Raw genomic sequence first — 17,416 nt, forward strand, 5'->3', positions numbered from 1 at the left:
CAACCATGGCCTCGCTCGAAGTCGTCCGCAGCGAGCTCGCGGACGCCCACAAGGACACCCGCCTCAACCTCCAGGCCGTCCTGGAGGGTGGCAGCCTCACCCCGGAGCAGCGCTGGGGCGTGGCCGTGGCATCCGCCTACGCCGTTCGGAACGAGCGGCTGAAGGAGGCGATGCTGAATGAGGCGAAGAAGGCCCTCGCGAACCCGGAGCCGGTCATCGAAGACGCGCGCGCCGCGGCGTCGTTGATGGCGATGAACAACGTCTACTACCGCTTCCGCCACATGATCGGGAAGGAGTCCTACTCGACCAAGCGCGCCGGACTGCGGATGAACAGGCTCGCGCAGGTGCTGACGAACAAGGTGGACTTCGAGCTGGTCTGCCTCGCGGTCAGCGCCATCAACGGCTGCGAGATGTGCATGCAGTCCCACGAGAAGGTCGTCCTCGAGGGCGGCCTCTCCGAGGACCAGGTGCACGACGCCGTCCGGGTCGCCGCGGTCATCCACGCGGCGGCGGTGGGCCTGGAGTCTTAAGCCCTCCTGTCGCGAGACATTGCCGCAGATTCAAGACGCCCTCCGGTGGAAACACCGGGGGGCGCTCCTTTTGCGGGCTCCAGGCATCTGAACTGGCAAACGCCAAAGAGAGAACGAAAGGACATCACCATGTACCGCAGCCCCAGCCCCCTTCCCGAGAAGGCCCGCTCCGCCATCGCCGAGTCCCTCAACCAGCGCCTGGCTGACGGCCTGGACCTGCACTCGCAAATCAAGGTCGCCCACTGGAACATCAAGGGCCCGCAGTTCGCCGCGCTCCACCCGCTGTTCGAGACGTTCGCGGTGAGCCTGGCCAACCACAACGACTCCATCGCCGAGCGCGCGGTGACGCTGGGCGCGAAGGCGTACGGCATCAGCCGCCACGTGGGAAAGACGAGCCGCCTGCCGGAGTATCCGCAGGAGACCACGCGTGACATGGAGCACGTGAAGCTCCTGGCCGAGCGGCTGGAGGTCTACCTCGACGGCCTGCGCCAGAGCCGCAAGACGTTCGAGGAGCACCAGGACACCGACTCGGTGGACCTCGTCACCGGCATCATCACCGAGTTCGAGAAGCACGCCTGGTTCCTGCGCGCGTCGCTGGAAGGCTGAGCGACACGGCACGGGTGGGGCGCCGCGCACCCGGGCACGTCCGCCCGGAGTGTGCAGCGCCCTTCACGCACCTGGGGTGGCCCGTCAGGGGCCATTTCCCCTCTTCTCGCGGGGTTGCGGGAGGGCATGGGGGTTGCTCTTTCACCGGGGCAGGGCCCGCCGCGAAGATGCGGTGAGAGGCCTCACCTTGGAGGAGCGCCCATGCGACGCATCGCCCTTGTCTCTCTCACCGCCGTCCTCGCCGCTGCCTGTGGCGCGGAGAAGCCCACGCAGGAAGAAGTGGACGCCGCCCGCGCCAAGGTGGAGAGCGCGGTGGCCGCCGCGCACCTGGCGCGCGGTGCGCTGGAGGTGCTGGGCGTGTTCCCCGTGTACACGTGCGGCGAGCCCCGGCGCTCCTTCGTGGGCAGGGCGGCGGAGGGCGTGCATGCGAAGTACGCGTGCGCCACCGCCACAGTGGAGACGATGGACAGCGTGACGGACGCGGTGGTGCTCACCTTCGACCAGCGTGGCTGTGAGATTCACGGCCTGCGCTTCACCGGGCAGGTGGCCTTCCAGTACCGCGGCGGCGAGGACCTGATGGAGGTGCACGCGGACCTGCGCGGGCTGGCGGTGGACGGGCACACGCTCCAGGCGGAGGTGGGCTACGGCACCTGTGGCGACGAGACGCGCCTGTTCGCGGAGGTGGAGGGCGGCGTGCCGGGCCGTGCCGGCCACACCTTCCACATCGACGGCCGGGTGGGCCTGCGCGGCGGCGTGCCGGTGATTGGCGGCTCGGAGCTGGTGCTGGACGGCCCCGGTGAGCTGAAGGGCCCCGAAGGCACCGACCGGCTCACCCTCACCTCGCTGCTCTACGACGTGGGCCAGTACCTGCCCAAGGAGGGCACCGCCGTGCTGGAGACGGCGGACGGCCACCGCATGGAGGCCCGCTTCCAGGAGGTGCTGTGGCGCGTGGGCAAGGTGGAGGTCACCATCGACGACAAGGAGCCGGTGACGGTCCCCATCGTCCGCTAGGACGGCCCCCGGGCCTTCGCCGCGTGCAGCCGGTAGGACGTGGCGAGCTCGCCCCACCAGCGCCCCATCCACGCGATGAACTCCGACGCCTCCAGCCCATGACGCACGGGATGCGTGGGCGCCAGCGCGTCCCAGCCCCGGTGCTCCAGGACGACGCGCGTCCCACCGGAGGCCGGCTCGAAGCGGACCTCCACCTCGGTGACTTCACCGGGAACGAAGGCCCGGGCGCGCCACTCGAAGACGAGGCGCGCGCCGGGCTCCCAGACGAGCACGCGCCCGACTTCGTACGCGTCCCCGGTGGCGTCGTCGAACACCTCGAGGAGCCGGCCACCCGCCCGGCCCTCGAAGCGCAGCACGCCGTTGCGCGCCCCGCCGAAGCGATAGCGCGGCCCCTGCTTCCACCAGAGGTCGGTCTCCTGGGTGAAGACCTCGAAGGCGTCGTCGGGCTCCACGGCGACGAAGGTGGTGACGCGGGCGCGGTCCGCGATGCCGGGCTGCCGGGCCGTCATGGACGCTTCCCCTTCCGGGTCCGCTCCGCATGGGCCTTGAAGGCGCCCAGCTGGTCTTCCCAGTAGGCCTCCACCTCGTCGAGCCAGACGCGCAGCGCCGCGAAGGGCTCCGGGCACAGGCGGTAGACGCGCACGCGCGCGTCGTCCTCGAGCGAGTCCTCCTCCACGAGCCCCGTCTTGCGCAGCACGCGCAGGTGCCGGCTCATCGCCGGAGGGCTCATCTCGAAGGCGTCCGCCAGCTCGCCGGCGCGGCGCGGCTGCTTGCGCAAGAGGTCGACCACGCCGCGGCGCGTGGGGTCGGCCAGCGCCGCGAGCGTGCGGTCCAGGTTCGTCGGGGTGGAGGGCTGCATGGCGTGGCCTGCTTCTACTTCTTCGCGCCCGTCAGCTGCTGGGTGAACCACCAGCGGTGGCCCTCGGGGTCCTCGGCGCCGTAGCTCCGGTTGGTGCCCCAGTCCTCGCCGTAGTCCTTCGTCTCCGGCTCCTGCCACACCTTCGCGCCGGCCGTGCGGGCCCGGGCGCAGTGCGCATCCACGTCGTCCACGTAGACCTGGAGGTAGCTCGTGTTGGACCCGCTCATCGAGCGCGGGCTGCGGTGCGGCGGCTTGTTGGCCGAGTTCACCATGATGACGCCGTCTCCGAACACCAGCTCGGAGTGGACGACCTCTCCGGCCGCCCCTTCAATCTTCAGGCGCGTCTCGAAGCCGAAAGCACGGCCCAGCCACTCAATGGCGGCGTGGGCGTCATCGTAGAAGACACCGGGTGTGATTCGGGGCCAACCCTCGGGCGTTTTCCTCATGGCGCGACTCCCTTCCCGCGGTGCGCGGGGAAACCAGTTCATGAACTATTCGGGCAATAGTTAACGCTGACGTTAACCACTGTCAAGCCACGGGCCTGCCGGGGGCCGGGGCCCCTGCTGCCTCCAGGGACGGGGCGCGGGCGCCCGAGTTCCGCTAGGGTGTCCGCCCGTGAGCGACGACGTCACGATTCCAGCCTTCCGCACCGTGCCCCGCACGGGTGTCATCTACGTCACCGCCGAGGCGAGCCGCCGAGGCTACCGGGCGAGCGACCCGGACTGGTGCAACCTGGGCCAGGGACAACCGGAGACGGGAGACCTGCCCGGCGCACCGCCCCGGCTGTCCACGGTGAACATCGACGTGGCGGACATGGAGTACGCGCCGGTGGCGGGGCTGTGGGAGGTGCGCGAGGTCATCGCCAGCCTCTACAACCGGCTCTACCGCCGGGGCATGCCCAGCCAGTACAGCGCGGAGAACGTGTGCCTGTCCGGCGGCGGACGCTCGGCCCTCACCCGCGCCGCGGCGAGCCTGGGCGCCATCAACCTGGGCCACTTCCTGCCGGACTACACCGCCTACGAGGAGCTGCTGGACGTCTTCAAGGCGTTCACCGCCATCCCCATCCTCCTGGAGGGCGAGCGCGGCTACGCCTTCACGCACGAGGACCTGCGGCGGGAAATCCAGGGCCGCGGCCTGTCCGCCCTGCTCTTCTCCAACCCCTGCAACCCCACCGGCAAGCTGGTGCAGGGCGACGAGCTGGCGCGCTGGGTGGGCGTGGCCCGCGAGCAGGAGTGCTCGCTGCTCATCGACGAGTTCTACTCGCACTACATCTGGACGGGCCGCCCGGGACACCTGCCGGTGGAGAGCGCCGCCAGGTACGTGGAGGACGTGAATCGCGACCCGGTGGTGCTCTTCGACGGTTTCACCAAGAACTGGCGCTACCCGGGCTGGCGCATGACGTGGACGATGGGGCCGCGCCAGGTCATCGAGTCGGTGTCCAGCGCGGGCAGCTTCCTGGACGGCGGCGGCAGCCGGCCGCTGCAGCGCGCGGCGATTCCCCTGCTCCAGGAGGACATGGTGGTGGCGGAGACGATGGCCATCCACAACGCCTTCCGCGAGAAGCGGGACAAGTTCCACTCGCGGCTGGAGCGGCTGGGCATCCGCACGGACCGGGCGCCGGACGGGACGTTCTACGTCTGGGGCAACGTGTCCGGCCTGCCGGCGCCGCTCAACGAGGGCATGGGCTTCTTCCGGGCCGCGCTGGAGCAGAAGATCATCACCGTGCCCGGCGAGTTCTTCGACGTGAATCCGGGCAAGCGCCGCGCGCGGAGGCCCTCGCGCTTCCGCAACTACGTGCGCCTGTCCTTCGGCCCCTCCCTGGAGACGCTGGAGAAGGCCCTGGCGCGGCTGGAGGCCATGGTGCTGCACTACACGCACGCGCCGAACTCCGCCCCGCCGAAGCCCTGAAGCGGCGACGGCCCGGCCCCTGGTGACAGGGAGCCGGGCCGCGCCGTCAGCTCGGGGCTGGCGCCTCAGCACTCGCAGTCGAGGAACGAGGACAGCTCGTACTCCGTGCAGGACTGGCCGCGGTTGTTGAAGCAGACGCGGAAGCGGTTCTGCTCCTCCTTGCGCTGCCAGCCGGCGAACTCGCAGTAGGGCCCCTCTCCGCCCCCGCCCGGCTCGCAGATCTTGCACACCCGGCCCGTGCAGGCCGCGCTGCAGGTGGCGAACGCGGACCAGGTGCCGCACGAGCTGAAGCCCGAGTTGACGCAGCTGTTGACGTTGGAGGCCTGGCAGGTGCCCGCCATGGCCTGCACGCTTCCCTCGTCGTGCCGGGAGGCCTCGGCGACCAGCGCGTCAATCTCCGCCTCGGACAGCCGCGGCAGCTCGGAGACGAGGACGGGCGCCTCGTCCCCCACCGCCTCCACCAGCGGTTCCCCCGGGCTCGCCGCCCCGCACGCGGCAACAGTGAACAGCAGTGTCACACCCAACAGCATCCGGCCAATGCTTCGCATGGTGACCCCTTTTGCGCCCTCGTTCGTGAGGACGTGGAGGCCACGATACAGACAATCCCTTTCACCCTTTTCCCATCGTTTCCGCGTGAGGGCATTCCCGGCGCGCGGAGCGCGAAATGTCTTTGTTTACCCGCAAGGCCATTCCCGGACGGCCCGCGTGGAATTGATACGCTTTTCGCATGAAGACATTCCCGACGGGGTGCCACGACTTCCAGCGTCCGGACGTGGGACACCTGTCGCGCGGGTGGGACGCGAAGGAGTGACACCCTCGCGTCTGGAGTTTCAGGGGAATGTGGCGAAAGGCCGCGCGTTCAACGCGGCATGCTGGCGCTCGCGCCGGGCTCGGGGACGACCCAGAGGTACAGGGTGCGGCCGCCCTCCTGGATTTCCTTCTCGGGCTTCCAGTCCCCCATGTCGAAGCCGTGCGAGACGATGCGCGTGCCGGGCTTCAGCTCCGCCAGCAGCTTCGGCTTCAGGCGCTCGTTGACGGAGGGCAGCAGGTACAGCGTCACCACGGTGGCGTCGCCGATGTCCGCGTCGAAGAGGTCGCCCTGGCGGAACTCCACCTTGTCCTGCACCCCCGCGCGGCGGGCGTTCTCGTTGGCCTCGGTGATGCGCTCGGGGTTGATGTCCACGCCCACCGCTCGCGACGCCCCGTGGTTCTTCACCGCGGAGATGACGATGCGGCCGTCCCCGCTGCCCAGGTCATAGACGGTGTCTCCGGCCTTCACCTCCGCCAGCTTCAGCATGCCCTCCACCGCCGCCTCGGGCGTGGGCACATAGGGCACCTCCGGGGCCTCGATGGCGACCGCCGGCGGCTCCGGCACCTGGCCCGGCGGGTTTCCGGACACGCCCTGGGCGGACGCCGCCGCCCCCACCGCGAATGACAGCATGAGTACTCCGCGCTTCATGTGGCCTCCTTGGGTCGCTGCAGCCTGGAAGCGAGTGGCGCGCGGCGGGCGCCGCCCCGCGGGGTCCGCGCCAGCTCCACGACGAGCAGCAGCGCGCCCGTGCCGAGCACGGCCAGCCCCGCCAGCGCCCCCAGCCCCGTGTACGCCAGGCTGGAGTAGAGGACGTACGCGCAGATGCCGATGAACAGCAGCGGCGTGAGCGGGTACAGCGGCACGCGGAAGGGCCGGTGCACGTTCGGCTCGCGCACGCGCAGCACCATCAGCGACACACCTGTCAGCAGGAAGAAGAGCCAGAAGACGGGCGCGGTGTACTCCACCATCGTCTGGAAGCCCTGGCGCGTCAGCGTGCCCAGGCCCACCAGCGCCAGCGTAATCGCCCCCTGCACGAGCAGCGCCCGGGTGGGCGTGTTGGCCTTGGCGTGCCACCGCCCCAGCCCGTTGAACAGCACGCTGTCCCGTCCGAAGGCATAGTGGGTGCGCGCGCCGGTGAGCACCGTGGCGTTGGCGGACGTGAGCGCGGAGATGGCGATGAGCACGCTGATGCCCAGCGCGCCCGCGGTGCCGAGCGCCCGCTTCATCAGGTCCGCGGCCACCGCCTCCGAGCCCGCCATGCCCGCGTGCCCCAGCCCGCGCAGGTACGCCACGTTGACGAGCAGGTACAGCGCCGTCACCACGCCGATGCTCACCAGCAGCGCCCAGGCGAGGCTGCGCCGCGTGCCCCGCACCTCGGCGGACAGGTACGCCACCTCGTTCCACCCCCCATAGGTGAGCAGGACGAAGACCATGGCCAGACCCCAGGACGTCCCCTGGGACGCGGCGGCCGGCACCACGGCCCCCGCGGGCGCCGGGGCGAGCAGCAGCCCGGCGACGATGACGGCCCCCACGCCCAGCACCTCCAGGGCGGTGAGCAGGTTCTGCGCGCGCGTGCCCTGCCGCAGCCCGGCGATGTTCACCGCCGTCAGCAGCACCACCACCCCCGCCGCGTACACGGAGGACGACCAGGGCCCCAGCGACAGCAGCTGCGAGGCGTAGTCTCCGAAGACGAAGGCCAGCAGCGCGATGGAGCCGGTGGGAATCACCGTCAGCCGGGCCCACGCGAAGAGGAACGCCGGCCCCCGCCCGAGCGCCCGGTAGAGATAGTGGTAGTCCCCGCCCGGATGCGGCCAGGTGCTGGCCAGCTCCGCGTAGCAGAGCGCGCCCACCAGCGAGGCCACACCCCCGAGCAGCCAGGCCAGCAGCATGGCCGAGCCGCTCCCCGTCTGCGCCGCCACCAGCGAGGGCGCCTTGAAGATGCCGGCCCCCAGGACGACGCCCACGGTGAGCGCCACCGTGTCGATGATGCGCAACGAGGGCGAAGGCACGGCCAGGCTGCCCCCGGGCCCTGAAGCCTCCGACACCGGCTGACCGTCCACGACTGCCTGCTGCTCCCGCATGATGGCGTGCCCCACGAGCCGGAGTGTCCGTTGCTCGCCAGAAGCTGCACCCGGGGTATGGCTCCCGGGAGACGCAGCCCCAGGGGTCACCCGGCCTCCGCCCGTGCGCCGGGGGGCTCCGCCGTGCGCACGTGGGCAGGGGACCACGGGCAGGCATCCGGCCCCCGGCCTCCCGGGGAAGAACCTATGCTGCGCGGGACATGAGACTTCCGTCGTCCAGGCTCGCGCTGCTGTGCATGCTCTACTTCGTGCAGGGCCTGCCCTTCGGCTTTCAAGCGACCGCGCTGCCCGTCTACCTCCGCGAGCAGGGCGTGTCGCTGACGGTCATCGGCTTCGCCAGCGTGCTGTGGCTCCCATGGGGCCTCAAGGCGCTCTGGGCCCCCGCGGTGGACCGGTATGGCTCGGCGCGCATGGGCCGGCGCAGGTCCTGGATCCTCCCCATGCAGGCGGGGCTGGCCGCCACCTGCGCCGCGGCGAGCCTGGTGACGGCGCCCGAGCTGCTGCCGGTGCTGCTGGGGCTCATCTTCCTGATGAACCTCTTCGCCGCCACGCAGGACATCGCGGTGGACGGCTTCGCCGTGGACACGCTGCGGCCGGACGAGCTGGGCCCGGGCAACACCGCGCAGGTGGTGGGCTACAAGCTCGGGCAGCTCACCGGCGGCGGCCTGCTGCTGTGGGCCGCCGAGCGCACCGGCCTCGGCTGGTCGGCCCTCTTCGTGGCCATGGCGGTGCTGTGCCTGGCCGCGTTCGCGGTGATGCTCTTCGTGCGCGAGGCGCCGGTGCGCGAGGAGCTCGCCGCCACCCGGACGACGCTGAAGCAGGTGCTGGCCCGCCTGAAGGAGGCCCTGCTGCTGCCGGGCACCGGCTGGCTGCTGCTCTTCATCGCCACGTACAAGCTGGGCGAGAGCATGTCGGACGTCCTCTACAAGCCCTTCCTCGTCGACGCGGGCATCACCTCCGGACAGATTGGCCTGTGGTCGGGCACATGGGGCACCCTGGCCTCGCTGCTGGGCTCCGTGGCGGGAGGCGTGCTGGCCGTGCGCATGCCCATGCTGGGCGCGGTGGGCCTCACCGCCGCGCTGCGCGTGGTGCCCCTGCTGGGCCGGTGGCTGCTGGCCACGAGCGGTGTCACCGACCCGGGCGTCATCGGCGTCACCCTGGCGGAGGAGTTCTTCGGCGGCGCGCTCACCACGGCGATGTTCGCCTTCATGATGTCGCGCACGGACCGCCGCATCGGCGCCACGCACTTCACGCTGTTTGCCAGCCTGGAGGTCTGGGGCAAGGCCCCCGCGGGCCCCCTCGCCGCCTGGCTCGCCGACCCCAAGCACGGCTTGGGCCTGGGCTACGCCAACGTCTTCATGCTGGGCCTCATCCTCTCCGTGGCCTTCCTCGTCCTGCTGCTGCCCATGCGGCAACGCAGCCCCGGGCCCTCCACGCAGCCCACGGGGTGAGACAGCGGCGATACATGTGACACCTGTCACCCTGTCGTGACCTGGCGACAACAGTGACTCTGTAAAAACTCGCGACACAGGACTGTCGCGAGAAAGGTGTCAGCCGGGTGTGCAAGAAGGCGGGCTTCACTCCCCCAACCCGCGAGCCCCCCGGCCCGCGAAAGGTCCGCCGCATGTCCTCCCCATCCTTGAAGTCACTGCTGAGCGGTGTCGTCCTCCTGGCTGCCCCCGCGGCCTTCGCCGGCAGCACCACGACGATTCCCGCCTTCGACACGAAGATTGCCGCGGCCCGTGGCGCGAGCAGCCCGAACGGCGCCACCATCAACCACGCGGAGATGAAGGCCGCGGTCGACACGTTCATCGATGATGACGACGTGGTGGACGCCACCGAGCGCGCGTACCTGAGCACCAAGGTGGGCAACACCACCTTCCTCACCGGCGTCAACGACGCGGCGAAGAAGTACCTCACCGACTTCCACGAGCTGAACGACGCGGCCACCACGGCGGCGCCGCTGTCCCTGTACTGGCTGGACTCCTCCCCGGCGGAGCTGTACGGCGCCGACGGGCCGCTGGCCGAGGGCTCCACCATCGTCGAGGGCTTCGTGCCCTACGGCCAGGGCGTGGCCAACCAGCGCACGCTCGTCACGACGGTCAACGGCACCCGGGAGCTCGGCTACGGCGAGGCCGGGAACTTCTTCCCCATCACCCGGAATGAGCTCGTCGAGACGCTGTCGGGCACGGCCGGCTACAACTGGGAGACCCCGTCCCAGGAAGAGGTGGACGGCGCAACGGCGTTCATCACGTTCATCTCCCGCAACAGCAACCGCCTGTACAAGGCCAGCTGGGCGTGCTTCTACGGCTGCCAGGGCGACGTGGGCGGCTACGTCATCGCCGCGGTGAGCACCGACCGGCGCTTCGTGCGCGTGGTGAAGGTCGTCACCTGGGTGGAGTAGGCGCAACCCGACGCTTCACGGCACCCGGCCGGACGGCGCACCCTCGCGCCTCCGGCCGGACTTCCGGACTTCAAGCCGCGCTCACGTCCGGGACAGCCGCAGCCGGGTCATCCCGGCGACGAGGAGCGCCAGGGCAGTCGGAAGGCTCCATCGAAGAGACCTCCGGAGTCTGTGCTCCCAGACGTCCACCCGGTCCGCCAGCAGCAGCACCATCCAGTGCCGCGGCAGGTGGTCCGGGTAGCTGTAGGCCGTCTTGCGGAGCAACCCGCTCAGGCCCTTCGGCGGCTGCGCCGTGCCATACACGGGCGGCATCTGCTTGCGGCCCGCGTGCTTGAACACCGGCACGTCCGAGTGCTGCGGGGTGATGGGCGCGCGCGCGCCGGCCAGCGGCTGCGCCGCCGTCTCCATCGGCACGCCCGGGCGGCTGGAGGGCTCCAGGTCCGCCCCGGCTCCGGGAATGGGTCTCTCCGGCATGGCTTTGCGCCTCCTCTTCGGATTCTGTGTCGTCGTCTTCATGCGTGACCGTGGGGTGCGAGGACGCACTTGATGCAGCCGTCCCGCTTCTGGGCGAAGAGGTGGTACGCCTCCGGTGCCTGCTCCAGGGAGAACCGGTGGGTGATGATGGCCTTGGCGTCCACGCGCCCGCTGCGGATGTGCTCCAGCAGGCGCGGCATGTAGCGCCGCACGTTGCACTGGTTCATCCGCAGCGTGAGGCCCTTGTTCATCGCGGTGCCGATGGGCAGGAAGTTCCACGGCGGGCCGTACACGCCGATGATGGAGATGTTGCCGCCCTTGCGCACGGTGTTGATGCACCAGGTGAGCACCGTGGGCGCGCCGGCCTCCACCTTCAGCCCCAGGCCCAGCACGCGGTGCGCGCGCGAGCCCTCGGCCTCCATGCCCACCGCGTCGATGCAGACGTCCGGGCCGCGGCCGTCGAACATCTCCTTGAGGTGCAGGACGATGTCGTCCACCTCCTTGAAGTTCACCGTCTCCGCCTTGGCGTAGTGCGCGGCGAAGGCGAGGCGCTCCGGCACGTGGTCCACCGCCACCACGCGCCCGGCGCCCATCAGCCACGCGGACTTCATGGCGAACAGCCCCACCGGGCCGGCGCCGAAGACGACCACCGTCTCCCCGCCCTTGATTTCCCCCATCTCCGCGCCCTGGTAGCCGGTGGGGAAGATGTCGCTGAGGAACAGGACGGCCTCGTCGTCCATGTCGTCCGGAATCTTCATGGGCCCCACGTCCGCGAAGGGCACGCGCACGTACTCGGCCTGCCCGCCGTCATAGCCGCCCGTGGTGTGCGAGTACCCGTACACGCCGCTGGCCACGTCGCTGGACGGGTTGCTGTTCTCGCAGTTCCCGGTGAGCCCGCGCTGGCAGTAGAAGCAGGTGCCGCAGGAGATGTTGAAGGGCACCACCACCCGGTCGCCCTTCTTGAGCGAGGCCACCTCGCGACCCGTCTCCACCACCTCGCCGGTGAACTCGTGGCCGAAGGTGCAGCCCACCCGGGTGTCGGGGACGAGCCCGTGCAGCAGGTGCAGGTCCGAGCCGCAGATGGCCGCACGTGTCACCTTGAGGATGACGTCCTGCGGGTGTTCCAGCCGGGGGTCCGGCTTGTTCTCCACTTTGACCCGGAAGGGTCCCTGGTAGGTCAGTGCGCGCATGGGGCGGTGGTTCCTCCGTCCCATACGGGTGAGGACGCGCGTCCGGGGTCGCAAGGGGCGGGCCGCCGCCCGCCCGCCCGGCACAGCGCGCCTGCCTGCTTCAGCCTTCCGCGGCAGTCCCGGGCCAGGGCAGCTCCGTGGCGCGCCACAGGTACCGGCTGGCCACCGTGCGCCACGGCGCCAGCGCGGCGAAGGGGCTGTGCAGCGGGCTGAGCTCGAGACGGAAGGGGCCCACCCGCTTCATCAGTGCCCCAAGCGGCGGGTCCGCGCGCACGAGCGTGCGGCGGACCCCTGGCGTGAAGGCATCGGGAAGGCGCGGGGCGGCGGGAGCGGGACGCGGCATGGGGGAACATGCTGCCGCCCCGGCCGGCCCGCGCAACCCGATTCTAGCGTGTGGCGGCGCGTTAAATCGGCGCGGCCTGGTCCGTCTGGGCGGGCACCTGGATGCGGGGCTCGCCCTCCATCAGCTCCTCGAACTCCTGCTGCATCTGCACGCCCAGGTCCTCGAGCTGCTCCTTGGAGAGAATCTTCCGGACCTTCTTGAAGAGGTCGCTCTCCTCCTCCTCCACGTGGTGGTCGATCTGCTCCTGGAGCACCTGCATCTTCGCGTCGAACTCCTCGTCATCCGCCTCCAGCTCCAGCAGGTCGGCGATGATGCGCTTGGCGGACAGGTGCTCCTCGGCGGCCTCGCGCAGCAGGTCCTCGGTGTCCTCGGCCTTGGCGGCCGGATAGAAGTACTGCTCCTCGATGGAGGCGTGCGCGCTGAGCCGGTCCGCAATCATCTCGAACAGCTCCTGCCGCTTCTCGTCCGCATGGTCCGCCAGCTTCTCGTACTGCTTGAAGAGCTTCTTCACCTCATCGTGCTGCTGCTTCAGGAGGTCCAGTGCGTTCATGGTGTCCGTCTCCAGGTCCAGGTGTGTGAGCGCTGCGTAGGGTGCGCATCGGTGCTTCAATCGGGGAGCTTCTGTGTGGGCAAATCCTTCACTGCAGGACCATTGAGCACCTTGCCGGTGGGGCTGTAGCGGGCGCCGTGGCAGGGGCAGTCCCAGGAGCGCTCGGCGCCGTTCCAGTGGACGTGGCAGCCCAGGTGCGTGCACACCGGTGAGACGGCGTGTGTGGTGCCATTCTCCTCGCGGTAGACGGCGACCTTCTTCCCGTCCACCTCCAGCACCTTCGCCTCGCCCGGGGCCACGTCGGCCAGCTTGCGCCCGTCCGGCTTCGCCAGCCGGTCCGCGACCCAGCGGAAGGCCACCTCGGCGTTCTCCTGGATGAAGTCCTTCGCGCCCGCCTGGGGCTTCACCCGCGTGGCGTCGTAGAGCGCGGCGAACGGGTTCTCCCGGCCCAGGATGAGGTCGGAGAGAATCATTCCGGACAGCGTGCCGAACGTCATCCCCGTGCCGGAGAAGCCGGTGGCCACGTAGACGTGGCGGCTGGCGCTGTTGCGGCCGATATAGGCCAGCCCGTCCGCGGGCTCGATGACCTGGCCGGACCAGCGGTGGGTGAGCTGCTTCACCGGGAAGCGCCGCAGGGTGAAGCGCTCCAGCGCCTCGAAGCACCGGTCCGTGTCCTCCTGGGAGCCGACCTTGTGGTCCTCGCCGCCGACGATGAGGTACGTGCGGCCGTCCACCGGCTGCGTGCGGATGTAGTGATAGGGGTCCTGGCTGTCGTAGTACTGCCCCGGCTCCAGCGGCCCCTCCAGCGGCCCCGCCACCGCGTAGGTGCGGTACGCATACAACTTGGTATGCATGAAGACGCGGTTGAGGGGCGTGGTGGTGGCCTCCACCACGGCCGCCGCGGTGACGGTGCCGCGCTCGGTGACGACGCGACACGGTGTGCCGTCATGGACTTCCGTCACCCGCGTGTTCTCGAAGAGGTAGCTGCCGTCGCCGGGAATCCCGTCCGCCAGCCCAAGCAGGTACTTGCGCGGATGGAACAGCGCCTGGTCCTCCACGCGCATGGCGCCCTTCACCGGGAAGGGCAGCGGCACGTCCTGGGTGAAGGTGGCGAGCAGGCCCGCCTCGCGCGCGGCCGCCACCTCCCGCTCCAGCTCCGCCAGCTCGCGCTCCGTCTCCGCGTAGCGGTACATGGGCACGCGCTGGAAGTCGCAGTCGATGCCCAGCTCGGTGGCGAGCGAGGCGATGCGCTCGATGGCGGCGCGGCTGGAGGACGCGGCCAGGCGCGCCCCCTTGTCGCCGAAGTCCCGCGCCAGCGTGGCGTAGGGCGTGTCGAGCAGCTCCGTGAGGTGCGCGGTGGTCTGCCCCGTCTGGCCAGAGAGGATGCGGTGCATCTCCAGCACCGCCACCCGCTTGCCGGCCCGCTTGAGCAGCCACGCCGTGGTGAGGCCCGCCATGCCGCCACCGATGATGGCCACGTCCACCGTCAAGTCCCCGGGCAGCGAGGGGAAGTCACGGGGAGGGGTCGTCAGTGTCCAAAGCGACCTGTGGGTCCGCTCATCAGTCATGGCCCCAAAGTAGGAATGCGGTCCGGGTGGGATAACCCAGTGGGGCGACAGCCCTCGCCTGCTCGCCTGCTTAGCTTCAGGGCCTTTGAGATGTGCACGAACGGACAATGGCGGCCCCGGGTTGTTGGCAAGTCACGGTGCCTGGGACGTGTTCCTGGGGAGACCCGCGCCCGCGCGCTACAAGGCAGGTGGGCGTGGGCCGGAGACCCACTCCCGCCGCGAGCCTGGGAGCCACACGGATGCCCGTGGAAAGAACGGCTGGAAGCACCAGCCTCGTCGACGTCCTGGACCGGGTGATGGACCGGGGACTGCGCTGGGAGTCGGGCACGCATGCGGTGCCGGGCCAGCCCCCGCCGGACTGGAGCGGTGCACGCATCGTGGTGACATTCATGGACGTGCGGACCGACGACCCCCCGGGCCGTGAGGCCGCACCCCGCCCCCCTTCTCCTGGAGCCTGACGCGTTGGCCTCTCCCGTCCCGCTGTCCACCGCCTCCATGCCCGCCGCCGAAGCGCGCCTCGCCCTGGCCGAGCAGCTGCTCGCCTGTGACGCGGCCCGCCCGTGCGCCGAGGTGATGGTGGACTGGCTCGCCCATCACGCGCAGGCCGGCGCGGTCGCATGCCTGGCGCGCGAGGAGCCCGGAGGCCGGCTGGCGTGCCTCGCGGCCCGGGGCCTGTCCGAGGCGCAGCGGACCGCGATGGAGTGGACGCCCGATACCCTGGACCACCCGCTGGCCGGGGTGCTGGCGCACGCGGCGCCGCGCTACTTCCCCGCGCCCCGGGCGCCGCTTCCGGCCGTGGGGACGGGAGGCTGCTTCGCGGTGCCGCTCGGCCGCCCCGGCACGCCCGCGGTGGGGCTGCTCCTGCTCGCGGGGAGCGGGCCCACGCTGCCGCCGGAGGTGGCCTGGCTGGCGGCGCACGCCGGGCCCGCCTTCGCGCGCCTGGTGTCCGTCCCCTCCGCCACCGGGCCCCGGGACGACGTGGCGGGGAGCGGGCTGCTCCGCCGCATCATCGACGCGGTGGCGGACCCCGTGCTGCTGACGGACCTGGAGGGCCGGCCGCGCATCGCCAACTCGCGCGCGGAGGCGCTGCTGGTGGCCGCGCCCGACGCGAGCGAGGGCCGCCGCCGGGCGGTGGAGCTGAACCGGCGCGTGTTCTCCACCGCGCTGGCGAGCGCCGCCAGCGGCGAGGCGGCCTGGCGCGCCGCGGGCTTCCGCCGGCGCGAGCTGCCGCTGGTGGACCCGTCGGAGGGCATGGACCTGCTGTTCGAGCTCATCAGCACCCCGGTGCAGGAGCCGGACGGCCGCGCGGCGGTGGTGAGCGTGCTGCGCAACGTGACGGACCTGGGCCGCGCCACCCAGGCGCTGGGCGAGAGCTACCGCCGCCTGCGGGCCACCGAGCGCGAGGCGCGCAGCGAGCGCCACCGGCTGGACCGGGTGCTGGACTCGGTGGCGGACCCCATCATCCTGTCGGACCCGTCCGGCGGCATGGTGATGATGAATGCGCCGGCGGAGAAGCTCTTCGCCCTGCCGCTGGACGGCGGCAAGGCCGTGCACCGCCGGGTGCGCTCCAACGCGGCGAGCTGCTCCTCGTTCCTGGCCAACCTGGTGGGCACGGAGTCCGCGGTCAGCCTGCGCTGGCGCGGCCAGCTCAGCCTGGTGGACCCCGCCACGGGCACCACCATCCCCGTGGAGGCGGTGGCCAGCAAGGTGGTGGGAGACAACGGCGAGCTGACGGGCATCGTCACCCTCTTCCGGGACCGCAGCGAGACGCTGGAGAAGGTGCGGCTCCTGGAGCAGGTCAAGGAGGTGTCCAGCCAGCTGGAGGCGCGCGTGCAGGTGGCCACCGCCGAGCTGGCCGAGCAGAACGAGAAGCTGCGCCGGCAGGCCATCCAGCTGGAGCAGGCGAGCGCGGCCAAGTCGCAGTTCCTCGCCAACATGTCCCACGAGTTCCGCACGCCGCTCAACGCCATCCTCGGCTACACCAACATGCTGCTGCAGGGCGTGTCCGGGGAGCTGAGCCCGGCGCAGAAGCGCAACCTCACGCGCATCGACTCCAACGGGCGGCACCTGCTGGAGGTCATCAACGAAATCCTGGACATCACCCGCATCGAAGCGGGGCGGATGCCGCTGCACCTGTCGGACTTCGGGATACCGGAGCTGCTCCAGGAGGTGCTCGCGGAGCTGGACCCCATCATCGCCCGCAGCAAGCTGGCGGTGAGCACGCACCTGGGCCCCCGGGTGCCGGCGGTGCACAGCGACCGGCAGAAGGTGAAGCAGGTCGTCCTCAACCTCCTGTCCAACGCGCTGAAGTTCACCCACGAGGGCTCGGTGAAGGTGTCGGCGGACTACGTGCCCGCCACCTCCACGCTCACCATCTCCGTGTCGGACACGGGCATTGGCATCGACCCTGCGTACCAGGAAAAAATCTTCGAGGACTTCCAGCAGGTAGACAGCTCGCCAACGCGGGCCTATGGAGGGACGGGCCTGGGATTGTCCATCTGCCGTCGACTGGCCACCATGCTGGGGGGGCGCGTCACCCTCCAGAGCGCTCCCGGTCAGGGCTCGACCTTCACCCTGCACTTTCCACGACGCGCGAGGCGTGCATGACGAACACCTCAACGACTCCCAAGCCCCTCGTGCTCGTCGTCGACGACTACCAGGACGCGCGGGAGATGTACGCCGAGTACCTGGAGTTCTCCGGCTTCCGGGTGGCCGAGGCGAAGAACGGGCAGGAGGCGCTGGACAAGGCGTTCGAGCTGCGGCCGGACATCATCCTGATGGACCTGTCGCTGCCCATCATCGACGGGTGGGAGGCGACGCGGCGGTTGAAGAACGATGACCGCACGCGCACCATCCCCGTGGTGGCGCTCACCGGCCACGCGATGACGGGCCAGTCCGACGAGGCGAAGGGCGCGGGGTGCGACTCGTTCGTCACCAAGCCGTGCCTGCCGGACGCGCTGGTCGACGAGGTCCGCCGGGTGCTCGCCACGCGTGGAGGCCCCCGCGCGGGGTGAGACCCGATGCCCCGGATGTCACGGCCCCGAAAAGGAACCTCGTCCCCCTCCCGGCGCCCCGCCGCTG

The 17,416-nt window shown here is 70.7% G+C and carries 20 protein-coding genes; 9 read left to right on the forward strand and 11 right to left on the reverse strand.

Features of this window, described 5'->3' with window-relative positions; all coding sequences use genetic code 11:
* The first annotated feature begins 5 nt into the window (after positions 1–5).
* The 3 genes from LXT23_RS15530 to LXT23_RS15540 all read left to right on the forward strand — a co-directional run bounded on the left by LXT23_RS15530 (position 6) and on the right by LXT23_RS15540 (position 2,147).
* A complete protein-coding gene (locus LXT23_RS15530) occupies positions 6–530 on the forward strand; it encodes a carboxymuconolactone decarboxylase family protein (protein WP_253980946.1) in 525 nt (174 codons plus the stop codon).
* A 129-nt stretch (positions 531–659) separates the two neighbouring features.
* The gene (dps, locus tag LXT23_RS15535) at positions 660–1,136 is read left to right on the forward strand and encodes a DNA starvation/stationary phase protection protein Dps (RefSeq protein ID WP_253980947.1); all 477 of its coding nucleotides are present in this window, start codon (positions 660–662) and stop codon (positions 1,134–1,136) included.
* Positions 1,137–1,337: 201 nt separating this feature from the next.
* On the forward strand, positions 1,338–2,147 hold the full coding sequence (locus tag LXT23_RS15540) for a hypothetical protein (RefSeq protein ID WP_253980948.1): 810 nt from the start codon (positions 1,338–1,340) through the stop codon (positions 2,145–2,147).
* Here the strand turns inward: LXT23_RS15540 and LXT23_RS15545 are convergent.
* Genes LXT23_RS15545 through LXT23_RS15555 form a run of 3 tightly spaced genes read right to left on the reverse strand, consistent with a single transcriptional unit; the run spans position 2,144 to position 3,452 of the window.
* Complete coding sequence (locus LXT23_RS15545; RefSeq protein WP_253980949.1) at positions 2,144–2,656, reverse strand: SRPBCC domain-containing protein; 513 nt, start codon at positions 2,654–2,656, stop codon at positions 2,144–2,146. The two genes, LXT23_RS15540 and LXT23_RS15545, sit on opposite strands and share 4 nt — an antisense overlap.
* Positions 2,653–3,006, reverse strand: a complete 354-nt coding sequence (locus tag LXT23_RS15550) for an ArsR/SmtB family transcription factor (RefSeq protein ID WP_253980950.1) — start codon at positions 3,004–3,006, stop codon at positions 2,653–2,655. Before LXT23_RS15550 ends, LXT23_RS15545 begins: the two co-directional genes overlap by 4 nt.
* 14 nt (positions 3,007–3,020) lie before the next feature.
* Positions 3,021–3,452, reverse strand: coding sequence for a VOC family protein (locus LXT23_RS15555; RefSeq protein ID WP_253980951.1), 432 nt, complete (start codon positions 3,450–3,452; stop codon positions 3,021–3,023).
* 169 nt (positions 3,453–3,621) lie between these two features.
* Between LXT23_RS15555 and LXT23_RS15560 the strand changes: the two genes are divergently transcribed.
* Positions 3,622–4,914: a pyridoxal phosphate-dependent aminotransferase gene (locus LXT23_RS15560; protein ID WP_253980952.1), complete on the forward strand. Its 1,293-nt coding sequence runs from the start codon at positions 3,622–3,624 to the stop codon at positions 4,912–4,914.
* Between the two features lie 65 nt (positions 4,915–4,979).
* On the opposite strand, the gene LXT23_RS15565 is transcribed toward LXT23_RS15560, so the two are convergent.
* The 3 genes from LXT23_RS15565 to LXT23_RS15575 all read right to left on the reverse strand — a co-directional run bounded on the left by LXT23_RS15565 (position 4,980) and on the right by LXT23_RS15575 (position 7,806).
* Positions 4,980–5,462 carry a hypothetical protein gene (locus LXT23_RS15565; protein ID WP_253980953.1) on the reverse strand — a complete coding sequence of 161 codons (483 nt, stop codon included), beginning with the start codon at positions 5,460–5,462 and terminating at the stop codon, positions 4,980–4,982.
* Positions 5,463–5,773: 311 nt separating this feature from the next.
* Positions 5,774–6,373 (reverse strand): SAM-dependent methyltransferase, encoded by a 600-nt coding sequence (locus LXT23_RS15570; RefSeq protein ID WP_253980954.1) that lies wholly within the window; start codon positions 6,371–6,373, stop codon positions 5,774–5,776.
* The gene (locus tag LXT23_RS15575; protein WP_253980955.1) at positions 6,370–7,806 is read right to left on the reverse strand and encodes an APC family permease; all 1,437 of its coding nucleotides are present in this window, start codon (positions 7,804–7,806) and stop codon (positions 6,370–6,372) included. The genes LXT23_RS15570 and LXT23_RS15575 overlap by 4 nt, the downstream gene beginning before the upstream one ends.
* 200 nt (positions 7,807–8,006) lie before the next feature.
* Between LXT23_RS15575 and LXT23_RS15580 the strand changes: the two genes are divergently transcribed.
* Both LXT23_RS15580 and LXT23_RS15585 read left to right on the forward strand, forming a co-directional pair.
* Entirely contained in the window at positions 8,007–9,257 is a 1,251-nt protein-coding gene (locus LXT23_RS15580) for an MFS transporter (RefSeq protein ID WP_253980956.1), read from the forward strand.
* A gap of 173 nt (positions 9,258–9,430) precedes the next feature.
* The gene (locus LXT23_RS15585; RefSeq protein WP_253980957.1) at positions 9,431–10,210 is read left to right on the forward strand and encodes a hypothetical protein; all 780 of its coding nucleotides are present in this window, start codon (positions 9,431–9,433) and stop codon (positions 10,208–10,210) included.
* 81 nt (positions 10,211–10,291) lie between these two features.
* Here LXT23_RS15585 and LXT23_RS15590 read toward each other — a convergent pair whose 3' ends face one another.
* The 5 genes from LXT23_RS15590 to LXT23_RS15610 form a co-directional block, all read right to left on the reverse strand.
* Positions 10,292–10,684 carry a hypothetical protein gene (locus LXT23_RS15590; protein ID WP_253980958.1) on the reverse strand — a complete coding sequence of 131 codons (393 nt, stop codon included), beginning with the start codon at positions 10,682–10,684 and terminating at the stop codon, positions 10,292–10,294.
* Between the two features lie 38 nt (positions 10,685–10,722).
* Entirely contained in the window at positions 10,723–11,874 is a 1,152-nt protein-coding gene (locus LXT23_RS15595; RefSeq protein ID WP_253980959.1) for a zinc-dependent alcohol dehydrogenase, read from the reverse strand.
* A 100-nt stretch (positions 11,875–11,974) separates the two neighbouring features.
* Positions 11,975–12,217 (reverse strand): hypothetical protein, encoded by a 243-nt coding sequence (locus tag LXT23_RS15600; RefSeq protein WP_323378970.1) that lies wholly within the window; start codon positions 12,215–12,217, stop codon positions 11,975–11,977.
* A 61-nt stretch (positions 12,218–12,278) separates the two neighbouring features.
* Entirely contained in the window at positions 12,279–12,767 is a 489-nt protein-coding gene (locus LXT23_RS15605) for a hemerythrin domain-containing protein (protein WP_253980960.1), read from the reverse strand.
* 56 nt (positions 12,768–12,823) lie between these two features.
* Entirely contained in the window at positions 12,824–14,335 is a 1,512-nt protein-coding gene (locus LXT23_RS15610; protein ID WP_253980961.1) for an FAD-dependent oxidoreductase, read from the reverse strand.
* A 239-nt stretch (positions 14,336–14,574) separates the two neighbouring features.
* Between LXT23_RS15610 and LXT23_RS15615 the strand changes: the two genes are divergently transcribed.
* Genes LXT23_RS15615 through LXT23_RS15625 form a run of 3 tightly spaced genes read left to right on the forward strand, consistent with a single transcriptional unit; the run spans position 14,575 to position 17,349 of the window.
* A complete protein-coding gene (locus LXT23_RS15615; protein WP_253980962.1) occupies positions 14,575–14,793 on the forward strand; it encodes a hypothetical protein in 219 nt (72 codons plus the stop codon).
* Positions 14,794–14,797: 4 nt separating this feature from the next.
* Complete coding sequence (locus LXT23_RS15620) at positions 14,798–16,942, forward strand: PAS domain-containing sensor histidine kinase (protein WP_253980963.1); 2,145 nt, start codon at positions 14,798–14,800, stop codon at positions 16,940–16,942.
* Positions 16,939–17,349, forward strand: coding sequence for a response regulator (locus LXT23_RS15625; RefSeq protein WP_253980964.1), 411 nt, complete (start codon positions 16,939–16,941; stop codon positions 17,347–17,349). The genes LXT23_RS15620 and LXT23_RS15625 overlap by 4 nt, the downstream gene beginning before the upstream one ends.
* Positions 17,350–17,416: the final 67 nt, after the last annotated feature.

It is taken from the genome of Pyxidicoccus xibeiensis, assembly GCF_024198175.1.
Taxonomy (GTDB): Bacteria; Myxococcota; Myxococcia; order Myxococcales; family Myxococcaceae; genus Myxococcus; species Myxococcus xibeiensis.